Source organism: Pseudooceanicola onchidii, assembly GCF_004959925.1.
Taxonomy (GTDB): Bacteria; Pseudomonadota; Alphaproteobacteria; order Rhodobacterales; family Rhodobacteraceae; genus Pseudooceanicola; species Pseudooceanicola onchidii.
In genome coordinates this window covers 85,867-104,876 of sequence record NZ_SPUW01000001.1, presented here as the reverse complement: position 1 = coordinate 104,876, position 19,010 = coordinate 85,867, and the positions used below count along the sequence as shown (strand labels likewise).

The 19,010-nt window shown below is 65.4% G+C and carries 18 protein-coding genes and 1 tRNA gene; 10 read left to right on the top strand and 9 right to left on the bottom strand.

Going from position 1 to position 19,010, the window contains the following annotated elements; genetic code table 11:
• Positions 1 to 3: 3 nt before the first annotated feature.
• A complete protein-coding gene (locus tag E4S58_RS00485) occupies positions 4 to 1,338 on the top strand; it encodes a S41 family peptidase (protein WP_136634369.1) in 1,335 nt (444 codons plus the stop codon).
• Positions 1,339 to 1,419: 81 nt separating this feature from the next.
• On the opposite strand, the gene E4S58_RS00480 is transcribed toward E4S58_RS00485, so the two are convergent.
• Complete coding sequence (locus tag E4S58_RS00480; protein ID WP_136634368.1) at positions 1,420 to 2,241, bottom strand: PhzF family phenazine biosynthesis protein; 822 nt, start codon at positions 2,239 to 2,241, stop codon at positions 1,420 to 1,422.
• Between the two features lie 65 nt (positions 2,242 to 2,306).
• The gene (hemN, locus tag E4S58_RS00475; RefSeq protein WP_136634367.1) at positions 2,307 to 3,662 is read right to left on the bottom strand and encodes an oxygen-independent coproporphyrinogen III oxidase; all 1,356 of its coding nucleotides are present in this window, start codon (positions 3,660 to 3,662) and stop codon (positions 2,307 to 2,309) included.
• Positions 3,663 to 3,727: 65 nt separating this feature from the next.
• On the opposite strand from hemN, the gene fnrL reads away from it, so the two are divergent.
• A complete protein-coding gene (gene fnrL, locus E4S58_RS00470) occupies positions 3,728 to 4,474 on the top strand; it encodes a transcriptional regulator FnrL (protein ID WP_136634366.1) in 747 nt (248 codons plus the stop codon).
• Positions 4,475 to 4,772: 298 nt separating this feature from the next.
• On the opposite strand, the gene E4S58_RS00465 is transcribed toward fnrL, so the two are convergent.
• Positions 4,773 to 5,612, bottom strand: a complete 840-nt coding sequence (locus E4S58_RS00465; RefSeq protein WP_136634365.1) for a universal stress protein — start codon at positions 5,610 to 5,612, stop codon at positions 4,773 to 4,775.
• A 201-nt stretch (positions 5,613 to 5,813) separates the two neighbouring features.
• Between E4S58_RS00465 and ccoN the strand changes: the two genes are divergently transcribed.
• Genes ccoN through ccoP form a run of 4 tightly spaced genes read left to right on the top strand, consistent with a single transcriptional unit; the run spans position 5,814 to position 9,229 of the window.
• Positions 5,814 to 7,418, top strand: coding sequence for a cytochrome-c oxidase, cbb3-type subunit I (gene ccoN, locus E4S58_RS00460; RefSeq protein WP_136634364.1), 1,605 nt, complete (start codon positions 5,814 to 5,816; stop codon positions 7,416 to 7,418).
• Positions 7,419 to 7,430: 12 nt separating this feature from the next.
• The gene (gene ccoO, locus E4S58_RS00455; RefSeq protein ID WP_136634363.1) at positions 7,431 to 8,159 is read left to right on the top strand and encodes a cytochrome-c oxidase, cbb3-type subunit II; all 729 of its coding nucleotides are present in this window, start codon (positions 7,431 to 7,433) and stop codon (positions 8,157 to 8,159) included.
• A gap of 10 nt (positions 8,160 to 8,169) precedes the next feature.
• Positions 8,170 to 8,361, top strand: coding sequence for a cbb3-type cytochrome c oxidase subunit 3 (locus tag E4S58_RS00450; RefSeq protein ID WP_136634362.1), 192 nt, complete (start codon positions 8,170 to 8,172; stop codon positions 8,359 to 8,361).
• A gap of 1 nt (position 8,362) precedes the next feature.
• Complete coding sequence (gene ccoP, locus E4S58_RS00445; RefSeq protein ID WP_136634361.1) at positions 8,363 to 9,229, top strand: cytochrome-c oxidase, cbb3-type subunit III; 867 nt, start codon at positions 8,363 to 8,365, stop codon at positions 9,227 to 9,229.
• 133 nt (positions 9,230 to 9,362) lie between these two features.
• On the opposite strand, the gene E4S58_RS00440 is transcribed toward ccoP, so the two are convergent.
• Both E4S58_RS00440 and E4S58_RS00435 read right to left on the bottom strand, forming a co-directional pair.
• Positions 9,363 to 10,064 carry a class I SAM-dependent methyltransferase gene (locus E4S58_RS00440; protein ID WP_205965334.1) on the bottom strand — a complete coding sequence of 234 codons (702 nt, stop codon included), beginning with the start codon at positions 10,062 to 10,064 and terminating at the stop codon, positions 9,363 to 9,365.
• Between the two features lie 67 nt (positions 10,065 to 10,131).
• Complete coding sequence (locus E4S58_RS00435; RefSeq protein WP_136634360.1) at positions 10,132 to 10,989, bottom strand: N-formylglutamate amidohydrolase; 858 nt, start codon at positions 10,987 to 10,989, stop codon at positions 10,132 to 10,134.
• Between the two features lie 145 nt (positions 10,990 to 11,134).
• Here E4S58_RS00435 and E4S58_RS00430 point away from each other — a divergent pair.
• From E4S58_RS00430 to E4S58_RS00415, 4 genes are all read left to right on the top strand, one after another.
• Positions 11,135 to 11,209 (top strand) — tRNA-Val (locus E4S58_RS00430).
• 83 nt (positions 11,210 to 11,292) lie between these two features.
• Entirely contained in the window at positions 11,293 to 11,418 is a 126-nt protein-coding gene (ykgO, locus tag E4S58_RS00425) for a type B 50S ribosomal protein L36 (protein ID WP_007255499.1), read from the top strand.
• A 192-nt stretch (positions 11,419 to 11,610) separates the two neighbouring features.
• Positions 11,611 to 12,537, top strand: coding sequence for a PQQ-binding-like beta-propeller repeat protein (locus E4S58_RS00420; RefSeq protein ID WP_136634359.1), 927 nt, complete (start codon positions 11,611 to 11,613; stop codon positions 12,535 to 12,537).
• Positions 12,534 to 12,863, top strand: coding sequence for an ERF family protein (locus E4S58_RS00415; protein WP_136634358.1), 330 nt, complete (start codon positions 12,534 to 12,536; stop codon positions 12,861 to 12,863). The genes E4S58_RS00420 and E4S58_RS00415 overlap by 4 nt, the downstream gene beginning before the upstream one ends.
• A 75-nt stretch (positions 12,864 to 12,938) precedes the next feature.
• Here E4S58_RS00415 and E4S58_RS00410 read toward each other — a convergent pair whose 3' ends face one another.
• The 4 genes from E4S58_RS00410 to E4S58_RS00395 all read right to left on the bottom strand — a co-directional run bounded on the left by E4S58_RS00410 (position 12,939) and on the right by E4S58_RS00395 (position 18,934).
• Positions 12,939 to 15,326: a mechanosensitive ion channel domain-containing protein gene (locus E4S58_RS00410; RefSeq protein WP_136634357.1), complete on the bottom strand. Its 2,388-nt coding sequence runs from the start codon at positions 15,324 to 15,326 to the stop codon at positions 12,939 to 12,941.
• Positions 15,327 to 15,492: 166 nt separating this feature from the next.
• Complete coding sequence (locus E4S58_RS00405; protein ID WP_136634356.1) at positions 15,493 to 16,710, bottom strand: phenylacetate--CoA ligase family protein; 1,218 nt, start codon at positions 16,708 to 16,710, stop codon at positions 15,493 to 15,495.
• Positions 16,711 to 16,747: 37 nt separating this feature from the next.
• Positions 16,748 to 17,572 carry an ABC transporter ATP-binding protein gene (locus tag E4S58_RS00400; protein WP_136634355.1) on the bottom strand — a complete coding sequence of 275 codons (825 nt, stop codon included), beginning with the start codon at positions 17,570 to 17,572 and terminating at the stop codon, positions 16,748 to 16,750.
• 75 nt (positions 17,573 to 17,647) lie between these two features.
• Entirely contained in the window at positions 17,648 to 18,934 is a 1,287-nt protein-coding gene (locus E4S58_RS00395) for an ABC transporter substrate-binding protein (RefSeq protein ID WP_136634354.1), read from the bottom strand.
• Between the last annotated feature and the right edge of the window lie 76 nt (positions 18,935 to 19,010).

Genomic DNA, 19,010 nt, shown 5'->3' with positions numbered 1-19,010 from the left:
CACATGAAAAAGCATCTCGTGGCAGGCATCGTGGGCGTAACCGCCGGTCTGCTGGCATCCACCCAGGTCGCCGCCCCCCTTCTGGCGCAGGACAGCACCCGGAATTCCAACGTCTACGAACAGCTTGACCTGTTCGGCGACATCTTCGAACGCATCCGTGCGCAATATGTCGAAGAGGTCGAACCCTCGGAACTGATCGAGGCGGCGATCGACGGCATGCTGACCTCGCTTGATCCGCATTCCAGCTATCTGTCACCCGATGACGCGGCGCAGATGCGGGTGCAGACGCGCGGCGAATTCGGCGGGCTGGGCATCGAGGTCACGCAGGAAGACGGCTTCGTCAAGGTCGTGTCCCCGATGGATGGGACTCCGGCAGCCGAAGCTGGCGTCGAGGCGGGCGACTTCATTTCCCACGTTGATGGCGAAAGCCTGCTGGGCCTGACGCTGGACGAAGCGGTCGATCTGATGCGCGGCCCGGTCGGGTCCGAGATCGTCGTGACCATCGTCCGCGAGGGCGAGGCCGAACCCTTCGACGTGTCGATCATCCGCGACACCATCAAGCTGACGGCGGCCCGCGTGCGCACCGAAGGCAAGGCGGTCGTGGCGCGTGTCACCACCTTCAACGACCAGACCACGCCCAACCTGACCGAGGGGCTTGAGCGCGAGATCGAGGCGGCCGGCGGGTTGGACAACCTCGACGGCATCGTGCTGGACCTGCGCAACAACCCCGGCGGTCTGCTGACGCAGGCGATCAAGGTGGCGGATGCCTTCCTTGACGCCGGTGAAATCGTGTCGACCCGGGGTCGCAACCCCGAGGACGGCGAACGGTTCAACGCCACCGAAGGCGACATCATCAACGGCAAGCCGATCGTGGTGCTGATCAACGGCGGCTCGGCCTCGGCCTCGGAAATCGTCGCGGGCGCACTGCAGGATCACCGCCGCGCCATCGTCGTGGGCACCAAGTCCTTCGGCAAGGGGTCGGTCCAGACGGTGATGCCGCTGCGCGGGGACGGCGCGATGCGCCTGACCACCGCGCGCTACTACACGCCCTCGGGCCGGTCGATCCAGTCGCTTGGCGTGTCACCGGACATCATCGTGCAACAGCCGCGCCGCGCGCCTGAGACCGAGGAAGAAGAGGACACCTCGGCCGCACGCCGCAGCCGGTCCGAAGCTGACCTGCGCGGGGCGCTGAACAACGACAGCCTGTCGGAAGACGAAATCCGCCAGATCGAGGAAGAGCGCGCCGAGGCCGAAGAAGCCGCCAAGCTGCGCGACGAGGATTATCAGCTGGCCTATGCGGTCGATATCCTCAAGGGTCTGATGGCGCTGAAGCCGTAAGGGTTTCGGACTGCATGTAACTGAAAACGCTCGGCTTCGACCGGGCGTTTTTCTCGGGCGCAGCGCCGGTCCGGGACGGGATCAGATCGTCACCGTGCCCTCGATGCAGGCCGTCACGTCGCCGCCGACCCAGATCTCGCCCCCGTCGCGGGTCACATGCACCCGCCCGTCGCGGCCAAGCGCGGCGCCCTGCGCGGCCACGTAATCGCCCGTCGCCACCCCCGTCCGCATCAGCCATTGCCCGACCGAGGCGTTCAGCGATCCGGTCACCGGATCCTCGTAGGACGAGGTGAAGGCGCGCAGTTCGAAATCCCAGCCCGCATCCGACGGCGCACGGGCGACCAGCCCCAGCTTCAGCCCGCCCAGCGCGGCGTAATCGGGCGTGACCGATCGCAGGGCCTGCACGTCGCGCAGCAGGGCGCCACACCAGCCGGGGCCATTGTCGATCCACTCGACGGCCTCGATCGCCTCGGGGGGCAGGCCGGTGCCGGCCAGTATGCGGGCGCGCACCTCGTCGTCGGCCGGGCCCGAGCGGACCAGCGGCGGCGCACGAAACGCCAGCCGAGCGCCATCGCGGCGGATCGGGATCAGACCGGCGGCACAGGACTGGATGATCGTCCCGCCCTTCGGCTGGCCCCCGGCGGCAAGCCAGGCGTGGCAGCTGCCCAGGGTCGGATGCCCGGCAAAGGGCAATTCGCGCGCGGGGGTGAAGATCCGCACGGCGTAATCCGCACCCTCGGGCGGCTCTGTCAGGAAGGTGGTTTCCGACAGGTTGGTCCAATTGGCAAAGCGCGCCATCTGCGCATCCGACAGCCCGTCGGCGCGATGCACCACGGCCAGCGGATTGCCCATGAGAGGCACGGCCGAGAAGACATCAAGCTGGGTGAAGGGGCGGCGGGTCATGGGCGGGTCCTTTGTCAGATCGCCCGGACTGTGATCCGGTCGCGGCCACACCGCAACCGGAGAGTTCAGATCGCCGAGGAATGCCGCGCCAGCGCCCCGTCGTAGGTGTCGAAGGCCTGCGCAATCATCCGGGTCAGCGGCCGCGCCGGTTCGGGGATCTCAAGCCCGGTGCCATCGACCCGAAGCAGGCCTTCGAAGTCGGCGTTGACCTGGTCGAACAGACCTCGCAGCACCTGGGCGTCCTGTCCGAAATCCGCGATCAGCTCGGCGCTGTTCACGCGGAAATCGCACATCAGCGCCTCGATGATGCGGGCGCGCAGCCGGTCTTCGCCGTCAAAGGCATGCCCGCGCGCAGTCGAGAACCGCCCGTCGCGGATCGCCGCGATATGGGCCGAGGTCGCGGGGGCGTTCTGCGCATAGCCCTGCGGAAAGCGCGAGATCGAGGACGCCCCGATGCCGATCAGCACCTCGGCCTGGTCGTCGGTGTAGCCCTGGAAATTGCGCCGCAGCCGGCCGGACTTCTGCGCCCAGGACAGGCCATCGGTCGGCAGGGCAAAGTGATCGATCCCGATCTCGTCATAGCCGTCCCAGTCAAAGAGCTGCCGGGCGGTGTTGAACAGGTCAAGCCGCTCGGTCGGCGTCGGCAGGGCGTCCGAGGGCAGCATCGTCTGCCGCCGCGCCATCCAGGGCACATGGGCATAGCCGTAAAGCGCCACACGATCGGGCGACAGCGACAGCAGCTTCTGCACCGAATCGGTGATCTTCGCGCCGGTCTGGTGCGGCAGACCATAAAGGATATCGGCGTTCAGGCTGTGCACCCCGGCCGCGCGGATTGCCAGCACGGCGTCCCGCGTGGCCTCGTAGCCCTGTTCACGGCCGATGCAGGCCTGGATCTCGGGATCGAAGTCCTGCACCCCGATCGAGGCCCGGTTCATCCCCGCCCGCGCCAGCACGGCCAGCCGGTCGGCGTCGATCTCGTTCGGATCGATCTCGACCGAGAATTCGTAGCCCGGGGCAAAGCTTGCAACCTCGGCGATGGCCCCGGCCAGTTCCTCCATCATGGCAGGTTCCAGCAGGGTGGGCGTGCCGCCGCCCCAGTGCAGGCGCGACAGGCGCACGCCCTGGGGCAGGTGTTGCGCCAGAAGCCGCAGTTCGGCCTTCAGCACCTCAAGATAGGCGGCCACCGGATCGCGGCTTTGCGTGCCCTGCGTGCGGCAGGCGCAGAACCAGCACAGCCGCCGACAGAAGGGCACGTGAATATAGAGAGAGACCTCGCCGCCCACGGGCACGGCGCGGATCCAGCTTGCAAACCGGTCCGGCCCGATTTCAGTGTTGAAATGCGGGGCGGTCGGATAGCTGGTGTACCGCGGCACTTTCGCGTCAAACAGTCCCAGCCTGTGAAGTTGCGTTTTCCCAATCATGCGCCTAGCGTTAAGGCAAGCGTCACACCCCTGACATTGACGCAGATCAAGCGCGCGAAATTACCATGTTGCTCAAAGAAAAACCCGCCGGTTTCCACGATTGCGAAGAGTGCCCGATCCGTCATCGCGCGGTCTGTGCACGGTGCGAGGCCGACGAGCTCGAGATGCTCGAGGGCATCAAGTACTATCGCAGCTACGAGGCCGGGCAGCGGATCATCTGGTCCGGCGACCGGATGGAATTCGTCGGATCGGTCGTGTCAGGCATCGCATCGCTGACCCAGACGATGGAGGACGGCCGCACCCAGATGGTGGGCCTTCTGCTGCCGTCGGATTTCGTCGGGCGGCCGGGGCGCAGCACCGCGGCTTATGATGTCGTCGCGACCACCGACCTGGTGATGTGCTGTTTCCGCAAGAAGCCGTTCGAGCAGATGATGGAAACCACGCCGCATATCGCGCAGCGTCTGCTGCAGATGACGCTGGATGAACTGGACGCCGCACGCGAATGGATGCTGGTGCTGGGCCGCAAGACCGCGCGGGAAAAGATCGCGTCGCTTCTGGCCATCATCGGGCGGCGCGATGCGGCGCTGCACATGGCCCGGGCCGACGGGATGGTGACCTTCGACCTGCCCCTGACCCGCGAAGCCATGGCCGACTATCTGGGGCTGACGCTGGAAACGGTCAGCCGCCAGATCTCGGCCCTGAAGAAAGACGGCGTCATCCAGCTGGAAGGCAAGCGCCACGTGATCGTGCCGGACATGGACCGCCTGATGGAAGAGGCGGGCGATGACAGCGACGGTGGCCTGCTGAACTGACGCACGTCGACTGCGCTGCGGCCCCCCAAACCCCAGTCGTCGCGACAGGCGAAATCCGTTGCGCGCGGTTTAGGTATTTCTGACCAGAAGAAGCGGTAACGGTTCGCTAACCAGAATCATGGCCTGCTGAGATTGCGGTACAGGCGGAGGCGCCGATGACCGCACCAGGAGAAGCCCCCTGCGCTGGCCGCAGGGGGTGGACCTGTCTTCTTCTGGTCGAAAATACCTCCGCCGGAGGCATTTCGCGCCGGGGTCGCCTGCGGCCCCGGCGTGAAACGGCTGGTGCGCGGGTGTCGGGTCAATGCGCCATGAACACAGGCACGTCCGTATCTTCCAGCATGTGGCGCGTCGCGCCGCCCAGGATGGCCTCGCGGAAGCGCGAATGCCCGTAGGCCCCCATGACGATCATCTCGGCGCCCTTGTCCTCGGCGTGCCTGCGGATCACGTCCGAGACACGCGGCAGGGTGCGGGCGATCACGTCGATTTCGGCGCGGATGCCGTGGCGGGCCAGCCAGACGGCCAGCTGGCCACCGGGGTCGGACCGGTTGGGCCCGTGGACCGGCGGGTCGATGACACAGATATGCACCGTGTCCGCCGCCCGCAGCAGCGGCAGCGCGGCCTTGATCGCGGCCAGCGCTTCCCGGCTTTCGTTCCAGCACAGCAGCGCCGATCGCGGCAGGGTCGAAACATCGGCGGCCTCGGGCACGATCATCACCGGCGCGCGGCCATCGAACATCGCGGCCTCGACCATAGGTTCCAGGTCGGCGCCGCGATCCTTGCCGTAGGGCTTGGGCAGGATCACCAGGTCGGAAAAGCGGGCATGCTGCGCCACGCGGCGGCCCAGGTCGGCCATCTGGGTGACGCCGGTATCGGTGGCCCACCTGACCCCGGTCATCGCCAGCAGGCGCTTGACCTCGGCGTCGATCTCCTCGGCCTCTTCGCCGGCCCGTGCGATCGCCTCTTGCAGGATCATCGCATTGGCGCCGGCATAGTAGTAGTCCATCTGGCTGCGATCGACACCCAGACAGTAGGCGTCGAGGTGCGCGTCATGCGTCGCGGCCACGGCAGCGGCGGCATCGATCAGCGGTTTGGCCAGGGCCTTGTCGGTGATGATGGTGGAAACGGCCTTGATGGTCATCGGGGGGTCCTCCTGCACTATGTGCTTGCCCTGCCATCCTGTCGCGCCGCGCCGGGCAGCGCCTTGATCCGCGTCAAGAACTCTCCGCCCGCAGGTTGACGCAGATCAAAGCCGGGGGGCGCCGCCTGCTTCCATAAGCGGACCGTCGATACGCCTGACGACGGGGGGATTCCCTGCCTAGGACTGACGAAGGGACGCGAAATGACACATACATTGAAGCTTGTCGCGCTTGGCCTGACTGCCCTGTTCGGGGCAATCGCGGCCAATTACGCGCGCGATCTGGCGTATATGGTGAACATGCTGGTGGTCATGCTGACTGCCGGCATCCTTTTCCTGATGACGCTGCGAACCGCCGGAGACGAAGGGCCTGCGCCCGATCTGTCCGGTGATTACATGGACGGGGTGGTGCGCTTTGGCGTGATCGCCACCGCCTTCTGGGGCGTGGTCGGCTTTCTGGTCGGCATCGTGATCGCCGCCCAGCTGGCCTTTCCCGTGCTCAATTTCGAATGGGCGCAGGGATATCTGAACTTCGGGCGACTGCGGCCGCTGCACACCAGCGCGGTGATCTTCGCCTTTGGCGGTAACGCGCTGATCGCGACCTCGTTCTACGTGGTGCAGCGGACCTCGGCCGCGCGGCTGTGGGGCGGGAACGCGGCGTGGTTCGTGTTCTGGGGCTATCAGCTGTTCATCGTGATGGCGGCGCTGAGCTATGTGCTGGGCGGGTCGCAGTCCAAGGAATACGCGGAACCGGAATGGTACGTGGACCTGTGGCTGACCGTGGTCTGGGTGGTCTACCTGGCCGTCTTCCTGGGCACGATCATCAAGCGGAAAGAGCCGCACATCTACGTGGCCAACTGGTTCTACCTGAGCTTCATCGTCACCGTCGCCCTGCTGCACGTGGTCAACAACCTGTCGATCCCGGTGTCGATCTGGGGGTCGAAATCGGTGCAGGTCTTTGCCGGCGTGCAGGATGCCATGACCCAGTGGTGGTACGGCCACAACGCCGTGGGCTTCTTCCTGACGGCGGGCTTCCTGGGCATGATGTATTACTTCATCCCCAAGCAGGCCGAACGCCCGGTCTATTCCTACAAGCTGTCGATCATCCACTTCTGGGCGCTGATCTTCATCTACATCTGGGCCGGTCCGCACCACCTGCATTACACCGCGCTGCCCGACTGGGCCTCGACCCTTGGCATGGTGTTCTCGGTCGTGCTGTGGATGCCCAGCTGGGGTGGCATGATCAACGGCCTGATGACGCTCTCGGGCGCATGGGACAAGCTGCGCACCGATCCGGTGATCCGGATGATGGTGATCGCGGTCGGCTTCTACGGCATGTCGACCTTCGAAGGTCCGATGATGTCGATCAAGGCCGTGAACTCGCTGTCGCATTACACCGACTGGACGATCGGGCACGTGCATTCCGGTGCGCTTGGCTGGAACGGCATGATCACCTTCGGGGCGCTCTACTACCTGGTGCCGAAACTGTGGAACCGCGAACGGCTCTACAGCCTGTCGATGGTCAGCTGGCACTTCTGGCTCGCCACGATCGGGATCGTTCTCTACGCCGCGTCGATGTGGGTGACCGGCATCATGGAAGGCCTGATGTGGCGTGAAGTGGATGCGAACGGGTTCCTCGTGAACTCCTTCGCCGACACGGTGGCCGCAAAGTTCCCGATGTACGTGGTGCGGACCCTGGGCGGCGTGATGTTCCTCGCCGGTGCGGTGATCATGTGCATCAACCTTTGGCTGACGGTCACCCGTCAGCCGGAACTGGCCACCAACGACAGCCTCGTGCCTGCGGAATAAGGAGACAGGACAATGGGTATTCTTGACAGACACAAGGTGCTTGAGAAGAACGCGACACTTCTTCTGGCCGGGTCTTTCTTCGTCGTGACCATCGGCGGCATCGTGGAAATCGCCCCGCTCTTCTACCTCGAGAACACGATCGAGGAAGTCGAGGGGATGCGCCCCTACACGCCGCTCGAACTGACGGGCCGGGACATCTATATCCGGGAGGGCTGCTATGTCTGCCATTCCCAGATGATCCGGCCGATGCGGGACGAGGTGGAACGGTACGGCCACTATTCGCTGGCGGCTGAGTCGATGTACGACCATCCGTTCCAGTGGGGATCCAAGCGGACAGGTCCTGACCTGGCCCGAGTGGGCGGCCGCTATTCGGACGAATGGCACGTCGACCACCTGCGCGATCCGCAGTCGGTGGTGCCGGAATCGGTGATGCCGAAATATGGCTACCTCGAAAACACGCTGATCGACGGGGAATACATCCAGGACGTGATGGCGACCCATGCCTTCGTCGGCGTCCCCTACACCGAAGAGATGCTGGACAACGCCCAGGCGGACTTTGCCGCCCAGGCCGATCCGGACAGCGACTGGGACGGGCTGGTCGAACGTTATGGCGACACCGCGCAGGTGCGCAACTTCGACGCCCGGCCGGGGGTGTCCGAAATGGATGCCCTGGTCGCCTATCTTCAAATGCTCGGCACGCTGGTCGATTTCTCGACCTTCACGCCGGACGCAAGCCGTTAAGGGGGCGATCATGGACACCTATTCCATCCTTCGGGAATTCGCGGACAGCTGGATGCTGCTGGCGCTCTTCACCTTTTTCGGCGGCGTGATCCTGTGGGTCTTCCGGCCGGGAAGCCGCAAGACATACGCCGATACGGCCGAGATCCCGTTCCGACATGAAACAAGGCCCGCCGCCGGGCGCCAGGTCGATAAGGAGGCCTGAGATGAGCGATCTGAGAGAGAAACACGGCACGACCGGTCACAGCTGGGACGGGATCGAGGAGCTGAACACGCCCCTGCCCCGCTGGTGGCTCTGGACCTTCTATGCCTGCATCGTCTGGGGGGTGATCTACACGATCCTCTATCCCGCCTGGCCGCTGGTGAATCAGGCGACCGCCGGGATCCTGGGCCATTCGACCCGCGCAGAGGTCGCCGCCGACATCGAGGCGGTCAACCAGTCCAACGCCGCGATCAACGACCGGCTCGCCTCGGTCGAGCTGACCGAGATCGCGGCGGACGCGGACCTGAACAGCTATGCCCAGAACGCGGGTGCGGCGGTCTTCATGACCTGGTGTGCGCAGTGTCACGGGTCGGGCGCGGCCGGTGCCAAGGGCTATCCCAACCTGCTGGACGACGACTGGCTCTGGGGTGGCGATATCGAGACGATCCACGAGACGATCACCGTCGGCATCCGCCAGGCCGAGGACGCAGAAGGCGACTATCTGCGGCAGTCCGAAATGCCCGCCTTCGGCCGCGACGACCTGCTTGAGAAAGGCGATATCGACGCGGTGGTGAACTATGTCATGTCGCTGTCGGGCGATCCGCAGGATGCCTCTGTCGTCGAGGCCGGGGCGACGGTCTATGCCGACAACTGCGCCTCGTGCCATGGCGAGGACGCCACCGGGGATCGGGCGCAGGGCGCGCCGAACCTGGCGGATGCGATCTGGCTCTATGGCGGGGACTACGCGACGATCCACGAAACGGTGGTGAACGCGCGGTATGGCCAGATGCCCGCATGGGGTCCGCGCCTGACCGAAGCGCAGATCCGCGCCGTGGCAACCTATGTGCACCAGCTTGGCGGGGGGGAATAACCCCCTGCCCCCACCATCCCCTCGCGTTCGGGGGGAGGCACCGGCCCGTTCGTCCTGTTCGCGCGTTTCCTGAACGGCGCCGGTGCCACGGATCAGCCCCCCGGACACTCCGGGGGGCTTTTCTGTCTGCACCTCAGCCCTGCGCGATGAAGCCCCGGATCATCACTGCCTGATAGAATCCGGTGACCCGGGTGAAGCCCGCCGCCCCCAGAAGCGCGCGGGTGTCGTGCGGGGACAGGACGCCCAGGTTGGTGCGCAGAAGCTCGGGCAGTTTTTCCAGCGATTCGGGCGTGGCCCCCATGCGGGCCTGCACGCGTTTCCAGTTCTCCAGCAGCACGGGATAGTCGGGGCTGTCAAAGTCCTGACAGATCTCGGCGGTGACATAGGCGCCACCGGGTTTCACCCGTTCGCGGATCGCGGTGTAGAAGGCCGGGCGGTCGGCGCGCTGGATGAAATGCGCCACCAGCACCGACAGCACCACGTCGAATGTGTCAGAGGGCGCGTCCTGCACGTAACCTTCGATCAGCTCGCAACGGTCCATCAGCCCCTCGGCTTCAAGGCGGTCACGGCAGACGTCCAGCATGGCGGATGACGGGTCCACGCCCACAAAGCGCCAACCGGGCCGGGCGCGGGCCAGCGACAGGATCTCGGCCCCCGTGCCGACACCGATGCACAGGACGCGGGCGGTGTCGGGCAGATCGTCCAGCGCAAGCTGGATCAGGAAGTGCATGTTGTCGGAAATCGGTGCAAGCGCGCTGTTCCGGGCGTCATAGCCCTTGGCCATGTCTTTGTCGAAGGCGACGCGCGGCGCGTCGGGGCGGGTGTCTTGGGGCATGGGATATCCTGTTGGGTCGGACTTCGGGATATCGGGTGCGCAGGCCGGGTGATCAACCCGCGCGGGGTTATTCGGCCGCCAAGGGCAGTGCGCGTCCGATTTCCGTCATCTCGGCAATCGCCTGGCCGATCACGGCGCGGAAGTCTTCGAAATCCGGGCGTGGCGTGATCCGCGCCTCGTCCATGTAAAGCGAGCGGTCGATTTCAAGCTGCACCGCGTGCTGGCGCCGCGAGGGGCGGCCGTATTGCTGGGTGACATAGGCCCCGGCAAAGGGCGCGTTGCGGGCGACGGTCAGGCCAACGCGGGTCAGGATCGCCTCGATCTCGTCCACCACGGGCGCGGCGGCAGAGGCGCCGAAGCGGTCGCCCAGCACGACGTCGGGCCGCCGGGCGCCGGTGCGAACGACGCAATCCAGCGCCTCGCGGGGCATCGAATGGCAGTCGATCAGAATCGCCTCGCCGAACAGTTGATGCGCCTGGTCCAGCTGGCCCTGCAATGCCGCGTGGTAAGGCAGCCAGCAACTGTCGAGCCGCGCCCGCGCCTCCGCCAGGCTCAGCTTTCCGCGATAGATCGCCCGGCCGTTTGCCACCACGCGGGGAATCACCCCGAGCCCCGAGGCGACGCGTGGGTTGTGGCCATTGCGCCGCACCCCGTCGACCACCGCCGGGTCCAGTTCATCGATGCTGCGGTTCAGATCGACATAGGCGCGCGGCACACGCGCGGCCAGCAGGGGCGCGCCGTGCAGGGGCGCCTGATCGAACAGGGTATCGACGAAAGCGTCCTCGGAGGACCGGATCAGGTGCGCGTCCAGCACGGACTCGCGCAGCAGGGACGCAGGATAGTGCCGCCCCGAATGCGGAGAGGCAAAGACCACCGACGTGGTCACGCGCGCAGGCTGGTACAGGTCGAAAGCGGGGTTTGTCATGCTTATTCCAATATCCCGAACATAGACCGAAAAATTCCGCTTCCAAAAGGCTTGATCCCCCCTGCGACTCTGATTATAGACCAGCGGACCGGCGCGGGCACCCCGCGCCCCTTTTGATTGAGGGGCGGGAACCAGCAAAGGACGTGGGCGGTTAGCTCAGCGGTAGAGCACTTCGTTGACATCGAAGGGGTCACAAGTTCGATCCTTGTACCGCCCACCATTATTCATCGGCCCTTGGTCTGCAAGACCTCGGGTCACAACGCGAATCAGGCGCTCGCCGCGCCGCGAAGAAGGAGATGACCCATGAAGGTTCGTAACTCGCTCCGCTCGCTCAAGCAGCGCCACCGCGATTGCCGCGTCGTGCGCCGTAAGGGCCGCGTCTATGTGATCAACAAGACGCAGCGCAAGTTCAAAGCCCGCCAGGGCTGAGGCACTTGCCAGAGCACACGACTTGAGCCGCCCCCAGGGGCGGCTTTTGTTGTTTTGGGGCCTTGCTGAACGCCGCCCCGACGCACCCCGGTTTCCAAAGTCGAAACGCAGCGTAATCCTTCCACAAAATTGACACATTCTGCTAAAGACCCTAGCGTCCTTGGCCTGCCATTTTATGGGGTGGAGTGCATTATGAAGCCGTTTTCGAAAACAATTGCCGTGGTTGCCGCCTGTTTGTCGCTGGCGACCGGTGCAAACGCCCTGTCGGTCCAGCCCGACACGCGCGGGCCGGATGTCGACGCGGCGCTTTCTCCCTCCGTTCTGTCGTGGATCCTTGATCAGGGGCGGGGCGGCTTTTCCTTCGACACCTTCGTGCGACAGGCGATCTGCCGTCTGACCGTCGGGTGCGGCACCGGCGACGGCGTGGCGGTTGCCCGGTCGGATGACCTTGGCCTGATCGAAGAGGCGGGGAGCACCTATCTGTTCGACACCGCCACCGGTGCAATGCTGGTGCGCCTGTCGCTTGCGGGTGACGAGTCGGGCCTTGGCACCGATATTGCCGTCGACGGCGACACGGTGGCCCTTGGCGGATCGGGTTCGGTCTACCTGTTCGACGGCAAGACCGGCGCGGCGATCGGCAAGGTGTCGGACCCCGAGGGCGGCAGCGGCTTCGGCTATGCGGTGGCCCTGCGCGGATCGTCGTTGCTGGTGGGCGCGCCCAATCGCGGCGGCCGGGGCTATGCCTACCTGTTCGATACCTCGACCGGTGACCTGGTACAGCGGCTGTCGGCGCCCACGGGCGTGACGGACTTTGGCGGCGACGTCGGCTTTGTCGATGGCTTCATCGCGGTGGCCGGCACGCAGCCGCAGGCCGGCGGCGGATCGACCCCGGGCGAGTTCCTGTTCAATCCGCAGACCGGCGGGTTCGTCGGCCCGGCCAGCACGCAGCAGGCCCTGTCGGCCTTCGGCGGATCCTCTTCGGGTGGCAGCACAGGCACCGGATCGACCGTGTCAAACCTTGCCGCCGCGCCTGTCCCTGCGGTACCGTTGCCCGCGCCCCTGCTGCTGCTGATCGCGGCCCTGGGCGGACTGGCCCTGACCCGAAGGACATTTGCATGACACGACTAATACTGGGATCGCTCGCCGCCTTGTCCCTGACGGCATCGGTGGCGTCGGCCCAGACGGCGGGACGCTGTTCGCTGGTGGGACAGATGGCGGGGTCTGTCTGGCTCGAGATGATCCAGGCGCTTGGCGGCACCGACACCGCCAAGGTCGACAGCGCCATCGCACGGCTGGACGGTCTGACCGCGACCTATGCGCGGCTGGAGTGCGATCAGGCGGCGCTGAACACGGCCTTCGACTGCGTGCTGACCGAAGATCCCGATGCGGCCCCCCGGGCCCTGCTGCGCCGTTGCATGGCCGACGCAGGGATCGCGGGCGAATGACCGCCTGACGGCACGACACCGCAGACATGAAAAGGGGCGCCCGGCGGCGCCCCTTTGTCGTTTCATGCGATGCGATCAGGCCTCGGCCGGGGTGTCGCCGTCGCGGGTCAGGCGCAGCGGCTGGGTCTTGCCGTCCTTGGATTCGCCCAGCACCAGCGTGCGGTAGGGGAACGGGATCTCGATGTCGCGGTCGTCGAAGACCCGCTTGAGAATCTCGTTGTAGGCCCGGCCCACGCCCCATTGCTTGCCCGGCACGCACTTGATGCGCGCCCGCAGGTTGACCGAACTGTCGCCAAAGCTGTTCACGCCGAACCATTCCAGATCGCCCATGATGGCTTCGGCCTGATCGGGATCGGCACGCAGCTCTTCGAAGGCGTCCAGCATGGCTTGTTTCACCTCATCGACATTCTCGCGGTAGGCGACGCCCATGTCGCAGACGAAATAGCCGAACTCGCGCATGTAGTTGGTGACCATGTCGACCGACGAGAACGGGATGATGTGGAAGGCCCCGGCCACGTCGCGCAGCGATACCGACCGGATCGTCAGCCGTTCGACCGTGCCGGTGGTGCCACCGACGCTGACCACGTCGCCAACGTTCATCGCGTTTTCGAACTGGATGAAGATGCCGGTGATGATGTCCTGCACCATCTTCTGGGCGCCGAAACCGATGGCCAGGCCCAGCACCCCGGCCGAGGCCAGCAGCGGCGCGATGTCGAGCCCGATTTCGGCCAGCACGAACATCATGGTGATGATCACCAGCGCGATGGTCGCAGCGTTGCGCAGCAGGGTCAGCAGGGTCTTTTCACGGGCCGAGGGCACCTGGCCGAATTCCGGGTTCAGCCGGTAGTCGACCCAAGACGTCAGGGCGAGCCAGATGAAGAAGGACACCAGCAGCACCGCCGCGACCGAAAAGATCGTGCCGGTCAGGCGCACGCCGATCTGGCTGGCCATCCAGCCCCGCAGGTCGATCAGGTCGATGGCCGACATGGCGAAGGCCACGACCAGCACCACGATCACCAGCCGCAGCACGAACAGCACGCGGGGGACAAAGCGGTTCAGACGCCCTTCAAGCAAGGGCATCCGGGCTGTCACGCCTTCGGGCAGGATGACACCGTGGGTCATGGCCCGGCTCAGCATGGCCGAAACGAAGACGCCGACCAGCGCGATCAGGGCCACCTGCCCCGAGGCCAGGAAGGCCCGGAACACGGCATCCCCGGGGCGCACCAGCACGATCAGGAACATCACGAACAGATAGGCCAGCGCGGGCCAGTGCCAGTGTGTCGCCAAGGCGTGCAGCACGCCCTTGCGGCGCGACGGAGAGACCACGGCCATGTCGTCGGCCAATCCGGCCGCGTCGTCGTCAAGAACGACGGCTTCGGCGGCGATGGCCGTTTCGGGGTCGGCGGCGACCTGCGCGGCCTCGGGCGTGGCCGGGGTGGACAGCGCGGGCGCACGGCCCCGGTCCCCGGTCATCCAGTCCGCGACAGACTTGCGGTTACGCAGCACCAGCCAGACCGCGAAGGCCAGCACGGTAAAGGCAAAGAGCGCGGCAATCCCCCGCCCTGCGGCGTAGGAGACATTGGCGTTGATGATCGGCACGACCAGCAGCTGACCATAGCCGCCAAGCGCCAGCAGGAAGCCGAGGCGCGAATTCATATAGCGCGCCGCATGGTCGGAAATCGGCAGCGGTCGCAGGTTGGTCGAAGACGGCGAGAGGACCAGGCGCAGCAGCACCTTGGCCGTTTCGACCAGCAGGAAGGCGTTAAGGTACAGCGTCTGCCGAATGCCGATCTGACCAAAGTTGCCCAGCACCAGCGTGGCGATGGCATAGCCCGCCGCCCAGGCAAGGATGACGATCAGCAGGTCGATGACGCCCGAGGCGATGTACAGCATCACGGTGCGGATCGCGCTGCTTTCGGCGGCGCTGCTGCCCATACGGCCATAGATCGCACGGCCGATGCGGCGCAGGATCACGTAGACGACGACCGTGGCGGCGATCACCAGCGCCAGATCCTTCAGTGCGTCGAGAAGTACGGTGAATTCGTTGCCGCTCAGACCATCGAACACGGCCGGAGAACTGGTGACGGACTGCCACGCCCCGGTCGCCCGGTCGGCCAGGCTTTCGGCCACATCCTGCGTGATGATCGCGATGCGGCGCCCGAACGAGATGTTTTCCGGCGGCGTCGCGGTTTCGGCCCCGTCGGCCAGGGTTTCGACCAATTGATCCGGAGAAGCTTCTTCGGTCGCCCCGGCGGCGCGCAGCTGGTCGACCAGCTTGGCCCGGGCGCTGTCATCCTCGATCACCTCGAGCAGCAGATCGAGGCTCGACTTGTCGGCGGGTTGCTCCGCAGGTTGCTCGGCCGTCTCGGGGGCAGAGGTGGTCGCAGAGGGAAGGACCTGCGCAAGGGCTGCAACGGGCAGCAGAAGCAGGAATGCGAGCAGGAAGCTCTTCAACTTGGTCATTTGGCCTCGTCCGGGTTTTTGTTATCCCCGTCAAACTATAGCAATTGACCAAAGATCAAGCCCCGTCGGCGCAATGCCGAGATTCCGAATCGGTTGGATGGGCCTGAATGCGGCCCGACGCCACCGCCGGGCCGGGTGAGATCGGGCCTTGAGCTTGGGGCGTGAATCAGTCGTAGGTCCGCTGATCTTCGATCACCTTGCCGTCGTTCGGCAGGCTGCCGACGGGCACGATCTCGATCCGGCCCTTCATCTTGAGCTGGTCCACGACCGATTTCTCATAGGCGCCGACTTCGCCGCCCTCGGCCTCGATCTGCACGACCATCACGTCCATCTCGCCCTGCCGTTGCGCCAGAACGCGGGCGCGCTTGACCTCGGCGTGGCGGGCGACCAGTGCGGCGACCTGTTCGGGTCGGACGAACATGCCCTTGATCTTGGTGGTCTGGTCAGCGCGGCCCATCCAGCCCTTGATCCGCATGTTGGTGCGGCCGCAGGGGCTGATGCCCGGCAGGACCGCCGAAAGATCGCCGGTGGCAAAGCGGATCAACGGATAGTCGGGGTTCAGCGTGGTCACCACGACCTCGCCCACCTGCCCCGGTTCGACCGGATCACCGGTGCCCGGCGTGACGATTTCGACGATGACGCCTTCGTCGACGATCATCCCCTCCATCGCGTCGCTCTCATAAGCGATGTTGCCCAGATCGGCGGTGGCATAGCTTTGCAGACAGGCGATGCCGCGATCGGCGTATTCCTGACGCAGCGACGGGAACAGCGCCCCGCCGCCAACCACCGCACGCATGAATTTCAGCGGCACCCCCATCTCGTCCGCCTTGTCGAGGATGATCTTCAGATAGTCGGGCGTGCCCGCATAGGCCGTGCAACCGATGTCATGCGCCGCCTGCACCTGCAGTTCGGTCTGACCGGTGCCTGCGGGCAGCACGGCGGCCCCCACGGCACGCGCGCCGTTTTCAAAGATCATGCCGGCGGGCGTCAGGTGATAGCCGAAGCAGTTCTGGACGATATCGCCCTTGCCGACGCCTGCGGCGTGCAGGAAGCGGCCCATGCGCCACCAGTCGTGGCCCACGCCGCCCGGTTCGTAGATCGGGCCGGGGCTTTGGAAGATATGCGCGAAACTGCCGGGCGACAGGGTGGTCAGCCCGCCGAAGGGCGGTGCGGATTTCTGCGCCGCGCCCAGGTCGGACTTGCGCAGCACCGGCAGCGCCGCCAGGTCGGCGACCGTCTTGATCGCGGACGGATCAACCGCTGCCAGGCTGCCCGCATAGCCGGGAAGCGCCTTGGCGGCGGCGATCTGGCGGGGCAGATCCCCGGCAATCGCTTCGGCCCGCTGATCGTCGGACCGGGTTTCCAGCGTGTCGAAATAGGTCATGAAATGAATCCCCTTGTCGCGCGAATGAAGCATGGCCTCAGCTCAGCCAGCGCTTGCGGCGGCGGTAGGACCGGACATCCCGGAACGACTTACGCCCCTCGTCGGACATGCCAAGGTAGAATTCCTTCACATCCGGGTTTTCACGCAGTTCCGCCGCGGGGCCATCCATCACGATGCGCCCGGATTCCAGGATGTAGCCATAGTGCGCAAAGCGCAGGGCCACGTTGGTGTTCTGTTCGGCCAGCAGGAAGGTCAGGCCTTCCTTTTCGTTCAGGTCCTTCACGATGCCGAAGATCTGTTCCACCAGCTGCGGCGCAAGGCCCATCGACGGTTCGTCCAGCAGCACCGTTTCGGGCCGCGACATGATTGCGCGACCGATCGCGACCATCTGCTGTTCCCCGCCCGAGGTATAGCCCGCCTGCGATTTGCGGCGCTCCTTGAGGCGCGGGAAGTACTGGTAGACAAGGTCCAGGTCCGCGTCGACATCCCCCTTTGAGCCGCCCCGGGTATAGGCGCCGGTCAGCAGGTTTTCCTCGACCGTAAGGTGTTCGAAACAGTGGCGGCCCTCCATCACCTGGATGACGCCCTTCTTGACCAGCTGCGCCGGATCAAGGTGCGCGACGCGTTCGCCGCGATAGGTGATGGTGCCCTTGGTCACCTCGCCACGTTCGGAATGCAGCAGGTTCGACACGGCCTTCAGGGTCGTCGTCTTGCCCGCGCCATTGCCGCCCAGAAGCGCGGTAATGCCGCCCTTGGGCACCGACAGGGACACGCCTTTCAGCACGAGGATCACGTGGTTGTAGATGACCTCGATATTATTGACCTCAAGAAGTTTTTCCTGGGTTTGGCCAGCATCCAGCATCTGGTTCGATCCTCTTGCAAAAAGGCTTCTGGTGGGGTGCCCCGGCCGGGCGATCCGGCCGGGGCTGTGGTCAGATCACTCGCAACCCGGGGTGATGCCGGATTCGGTCGCGTAGGCCTCGCTGTCCTCGGCGATCAGCGGCTGGATCACGTCCTGGTTCGACTCGATGTAGTCGGTGATCAGCACGAACTTGTCCGCTGCGGCATCCCACTGGGACACGGCGCCAAGGCCCTGGCCACCGTGGTTCTGGCACGAGCCCTTGATATCGGGACCGAAGCCGGGCAGGCCGTTGGCCTCGTAGGTCGCGGCATTGATATCCAGGTTCTCGTAGCCGTCACGCACCATGGCGGGCGTCACGTCGGGGGTGCCGTGGATCTCCTGCGCCTTCTTGATCGCCTCGGCGGTCATCATGGCCGAATAAAGACCACGCATGTACAGCACAGTGCCGACCTGATCGCCTGCACCCGCGCCCTTGCCGGCGTCATGGACGTATTTCTTCAGGTCGTCGAAGATCGGATAGTCCTTGTCGAGACCGTTGAAGGTCAGCGCCTTGTAGCCGTTGGCGCCTTCGCCGGCCGGCCGCACGTCGTTTTCAGACCCGGACCACCAGATGCCGATGAAGTGGTCCATCGGGAAGCGGATGTTCACGGCTTCCTGGATGGCGACCTGGTTCATGACGCCCCAGCCCCACATGATGACATAGTCGGGCCGTTCGCGGCGGATCTGCAGCCACTGGGACTTCTGCTCCTGACCGGGGTGGTCGACGGGCAGCAGGCTCAGTTCATAGCCGTGGATCTTGCCCAGCTCTTCCAGGGTGCGGATCGGTTCCTTGCCGAAGGCCGAGTTGTGGTAGACCAGCGCCACCTTCTTGCCGTTCAGATCGCCGCCTTCCTGGTCCAGGATGTGGCTGATCGCGACCGATGCGCCGTCCCAGTAGTTGGCCGGATAGTTGAAGATCCAGCGGAAGACTTCGCCGTTCTTGGCCGAGGTCCGGCCATAACCCACGGAGTGAACCGGGATGCCGTCCGCCGTCGCCTTGGGGATCAGCTGATAGGTGATGCCGGTGGACCAGGGGTGGATGGCCAGCGGGTTCTTGGATTTCACCGCCTCGTAGCATTCCACGCCTTTTTCGGTGTTGTAGCCCGTCTCGCATTCCTCGAAGGCGACCTTGGCACCGCCGATGCCGCCGTCACGTTCGTTGAGCAGGGTGAAATAGTCGGCATAGCCATCCGCCGTCGGGATGCCGTTGGCGGCGTAGGGGCCCGAGCGGTAGGTCAGCGAGGGGACGAAAAGGTCCGCCATCGCCGGGGCGGCGGCCATCATGGCGGCCGCGGCTGCGGTAATCAGTGCAGTGGTTTTCATCGGTCAGGTTCCTCCCTTGATGTCTCCGATGGTTTGATGTGCCGGGGGCTCCTCTCCCCCGGTCTTCGTGGGCCGG

Bases quoted from the DNA above. Each gene is read 5' to 3' on its own strand.
- E4S58_RS00485 (WP_136634369.1), top strand. From the start codon at position 4: ATGAAAAAGCATCTCGTGGCAGGCATCGTGGGCGTAACCGCCGGTCTG.
- E4S58_RS00480 (WP_136634368.1), bottom strand. From the start codon at position 2,241: ATGACCCGCCGCCCCTTCACCCAGCTTGATGTCTTCTCGGCCGTGCCT.
- hemN (WP_136634367.1), bottom strand. From the start codon at position 3,662: ATGATTGGGAAAACGCAACTTCACAGGCTGGGACTGTTTGACGCGAAA.
- fnrL (WP_136634366.1), top strand. From the start codon at position 3,728: ATGTTGCTCAAAGAAAAACCCGCCGGTTTCCACGATTGCGAAGAGTGC.
- E4S58_RS00465 (WP_136634365.1), bottom strand. From the start codon at position 5,612: ATGACCATCAAGGCCGTTTCCACCATCATCACCGACAAGGCCCTGGCC.
- ccoN (WP_136634364.1), top strand. From the start codon at position 5,814: ATGACACATACATTGAAGCTTGTCGCGCTTGGCCTGACTGCCCTGTTC.
- ccoO (WP_136634363.1), top strand. From the start codon at position 7,431: ATGGGTATTCTTGACAGACACAAGGTGCTTGAGAAGAACGCGACACTT.
- E4S58_RS00450 (WP_136634362.1), top strand. From the start codon at position 8,170: ATGGACACCTATTCCATCCTTCGGGAATTCGCGGACAGCTGGATGCTG.
- ccoP (WP_136634361.1), top strand. From the start codon at position 8,363: ATGAGCGATCTGAGAGAGAAACACGGCACGACCGGTCACAGCTGGGAC.
- E4S58_RS00440 (WP_205965334.1), bottom strand. From the start codon at position 10,064: ATGCCCCAAGACACCCGCCCCGACGCGCCGCGCGTCGCCTTCGACAAA.
- E4S58_RS00435 (WP_136634360.1), bottom strand. From the start codon at position 10,989: ATGACAAACCCCGCTTTCGACCTGTACCAGCCTGCGCGCGTGACCACG.
- ykgO (WP_007255499.1), top strand. From the start codon at position 11,293: ATGAAGGTTCGTAACTCGCTCCGCTCGCTCAAGCAGCGCCACCGCGAT.
- E4S58_RS00420 (WP_136634359.1), top strand. From the start codon at position 11,611: ATGAAGCCGTTTTCGAAAACAATTGCCGTGGTTGCCGCCTGTTTGTCG.
- E4S58_RS00415 (WP_136634358.1), top strand. From the start codon at position 12,534: ATGACACGACTAATACTGGGATCGCTCGCCGCCTTGTCCCTGACGGCA.
- E4S58_RS00410 (WP_136634357.1), bottom strand. From the start codon at position 15,326: ATGACCAAGTTGAAGAGCTTCCTGCTCGCATTCCTGCTTCTGCTGCCC.
- E4S58_RS00405 (WP_136634356.1), bottom strand. From the start codon at position 16,710: ATGACCTATTTCGACACGCTGGAAACCCGGTCCGACGATCAGCGGGCC.
- E4S58_RS00400 (WP_136634355.1), bottom strand. From the start codon at position 17,572: ATGCTGGATGCTGGCCAAACCCAGGAAAAACTTCTTGAGGTCAATAAT.
- E4S58_RS00395 (WP_136634354.1), bottom strand. From the start codon at position 18,934: ATGAAAACCACTGCACTGATTACCGCAGCCGCGGCCGCCATGATGGCC.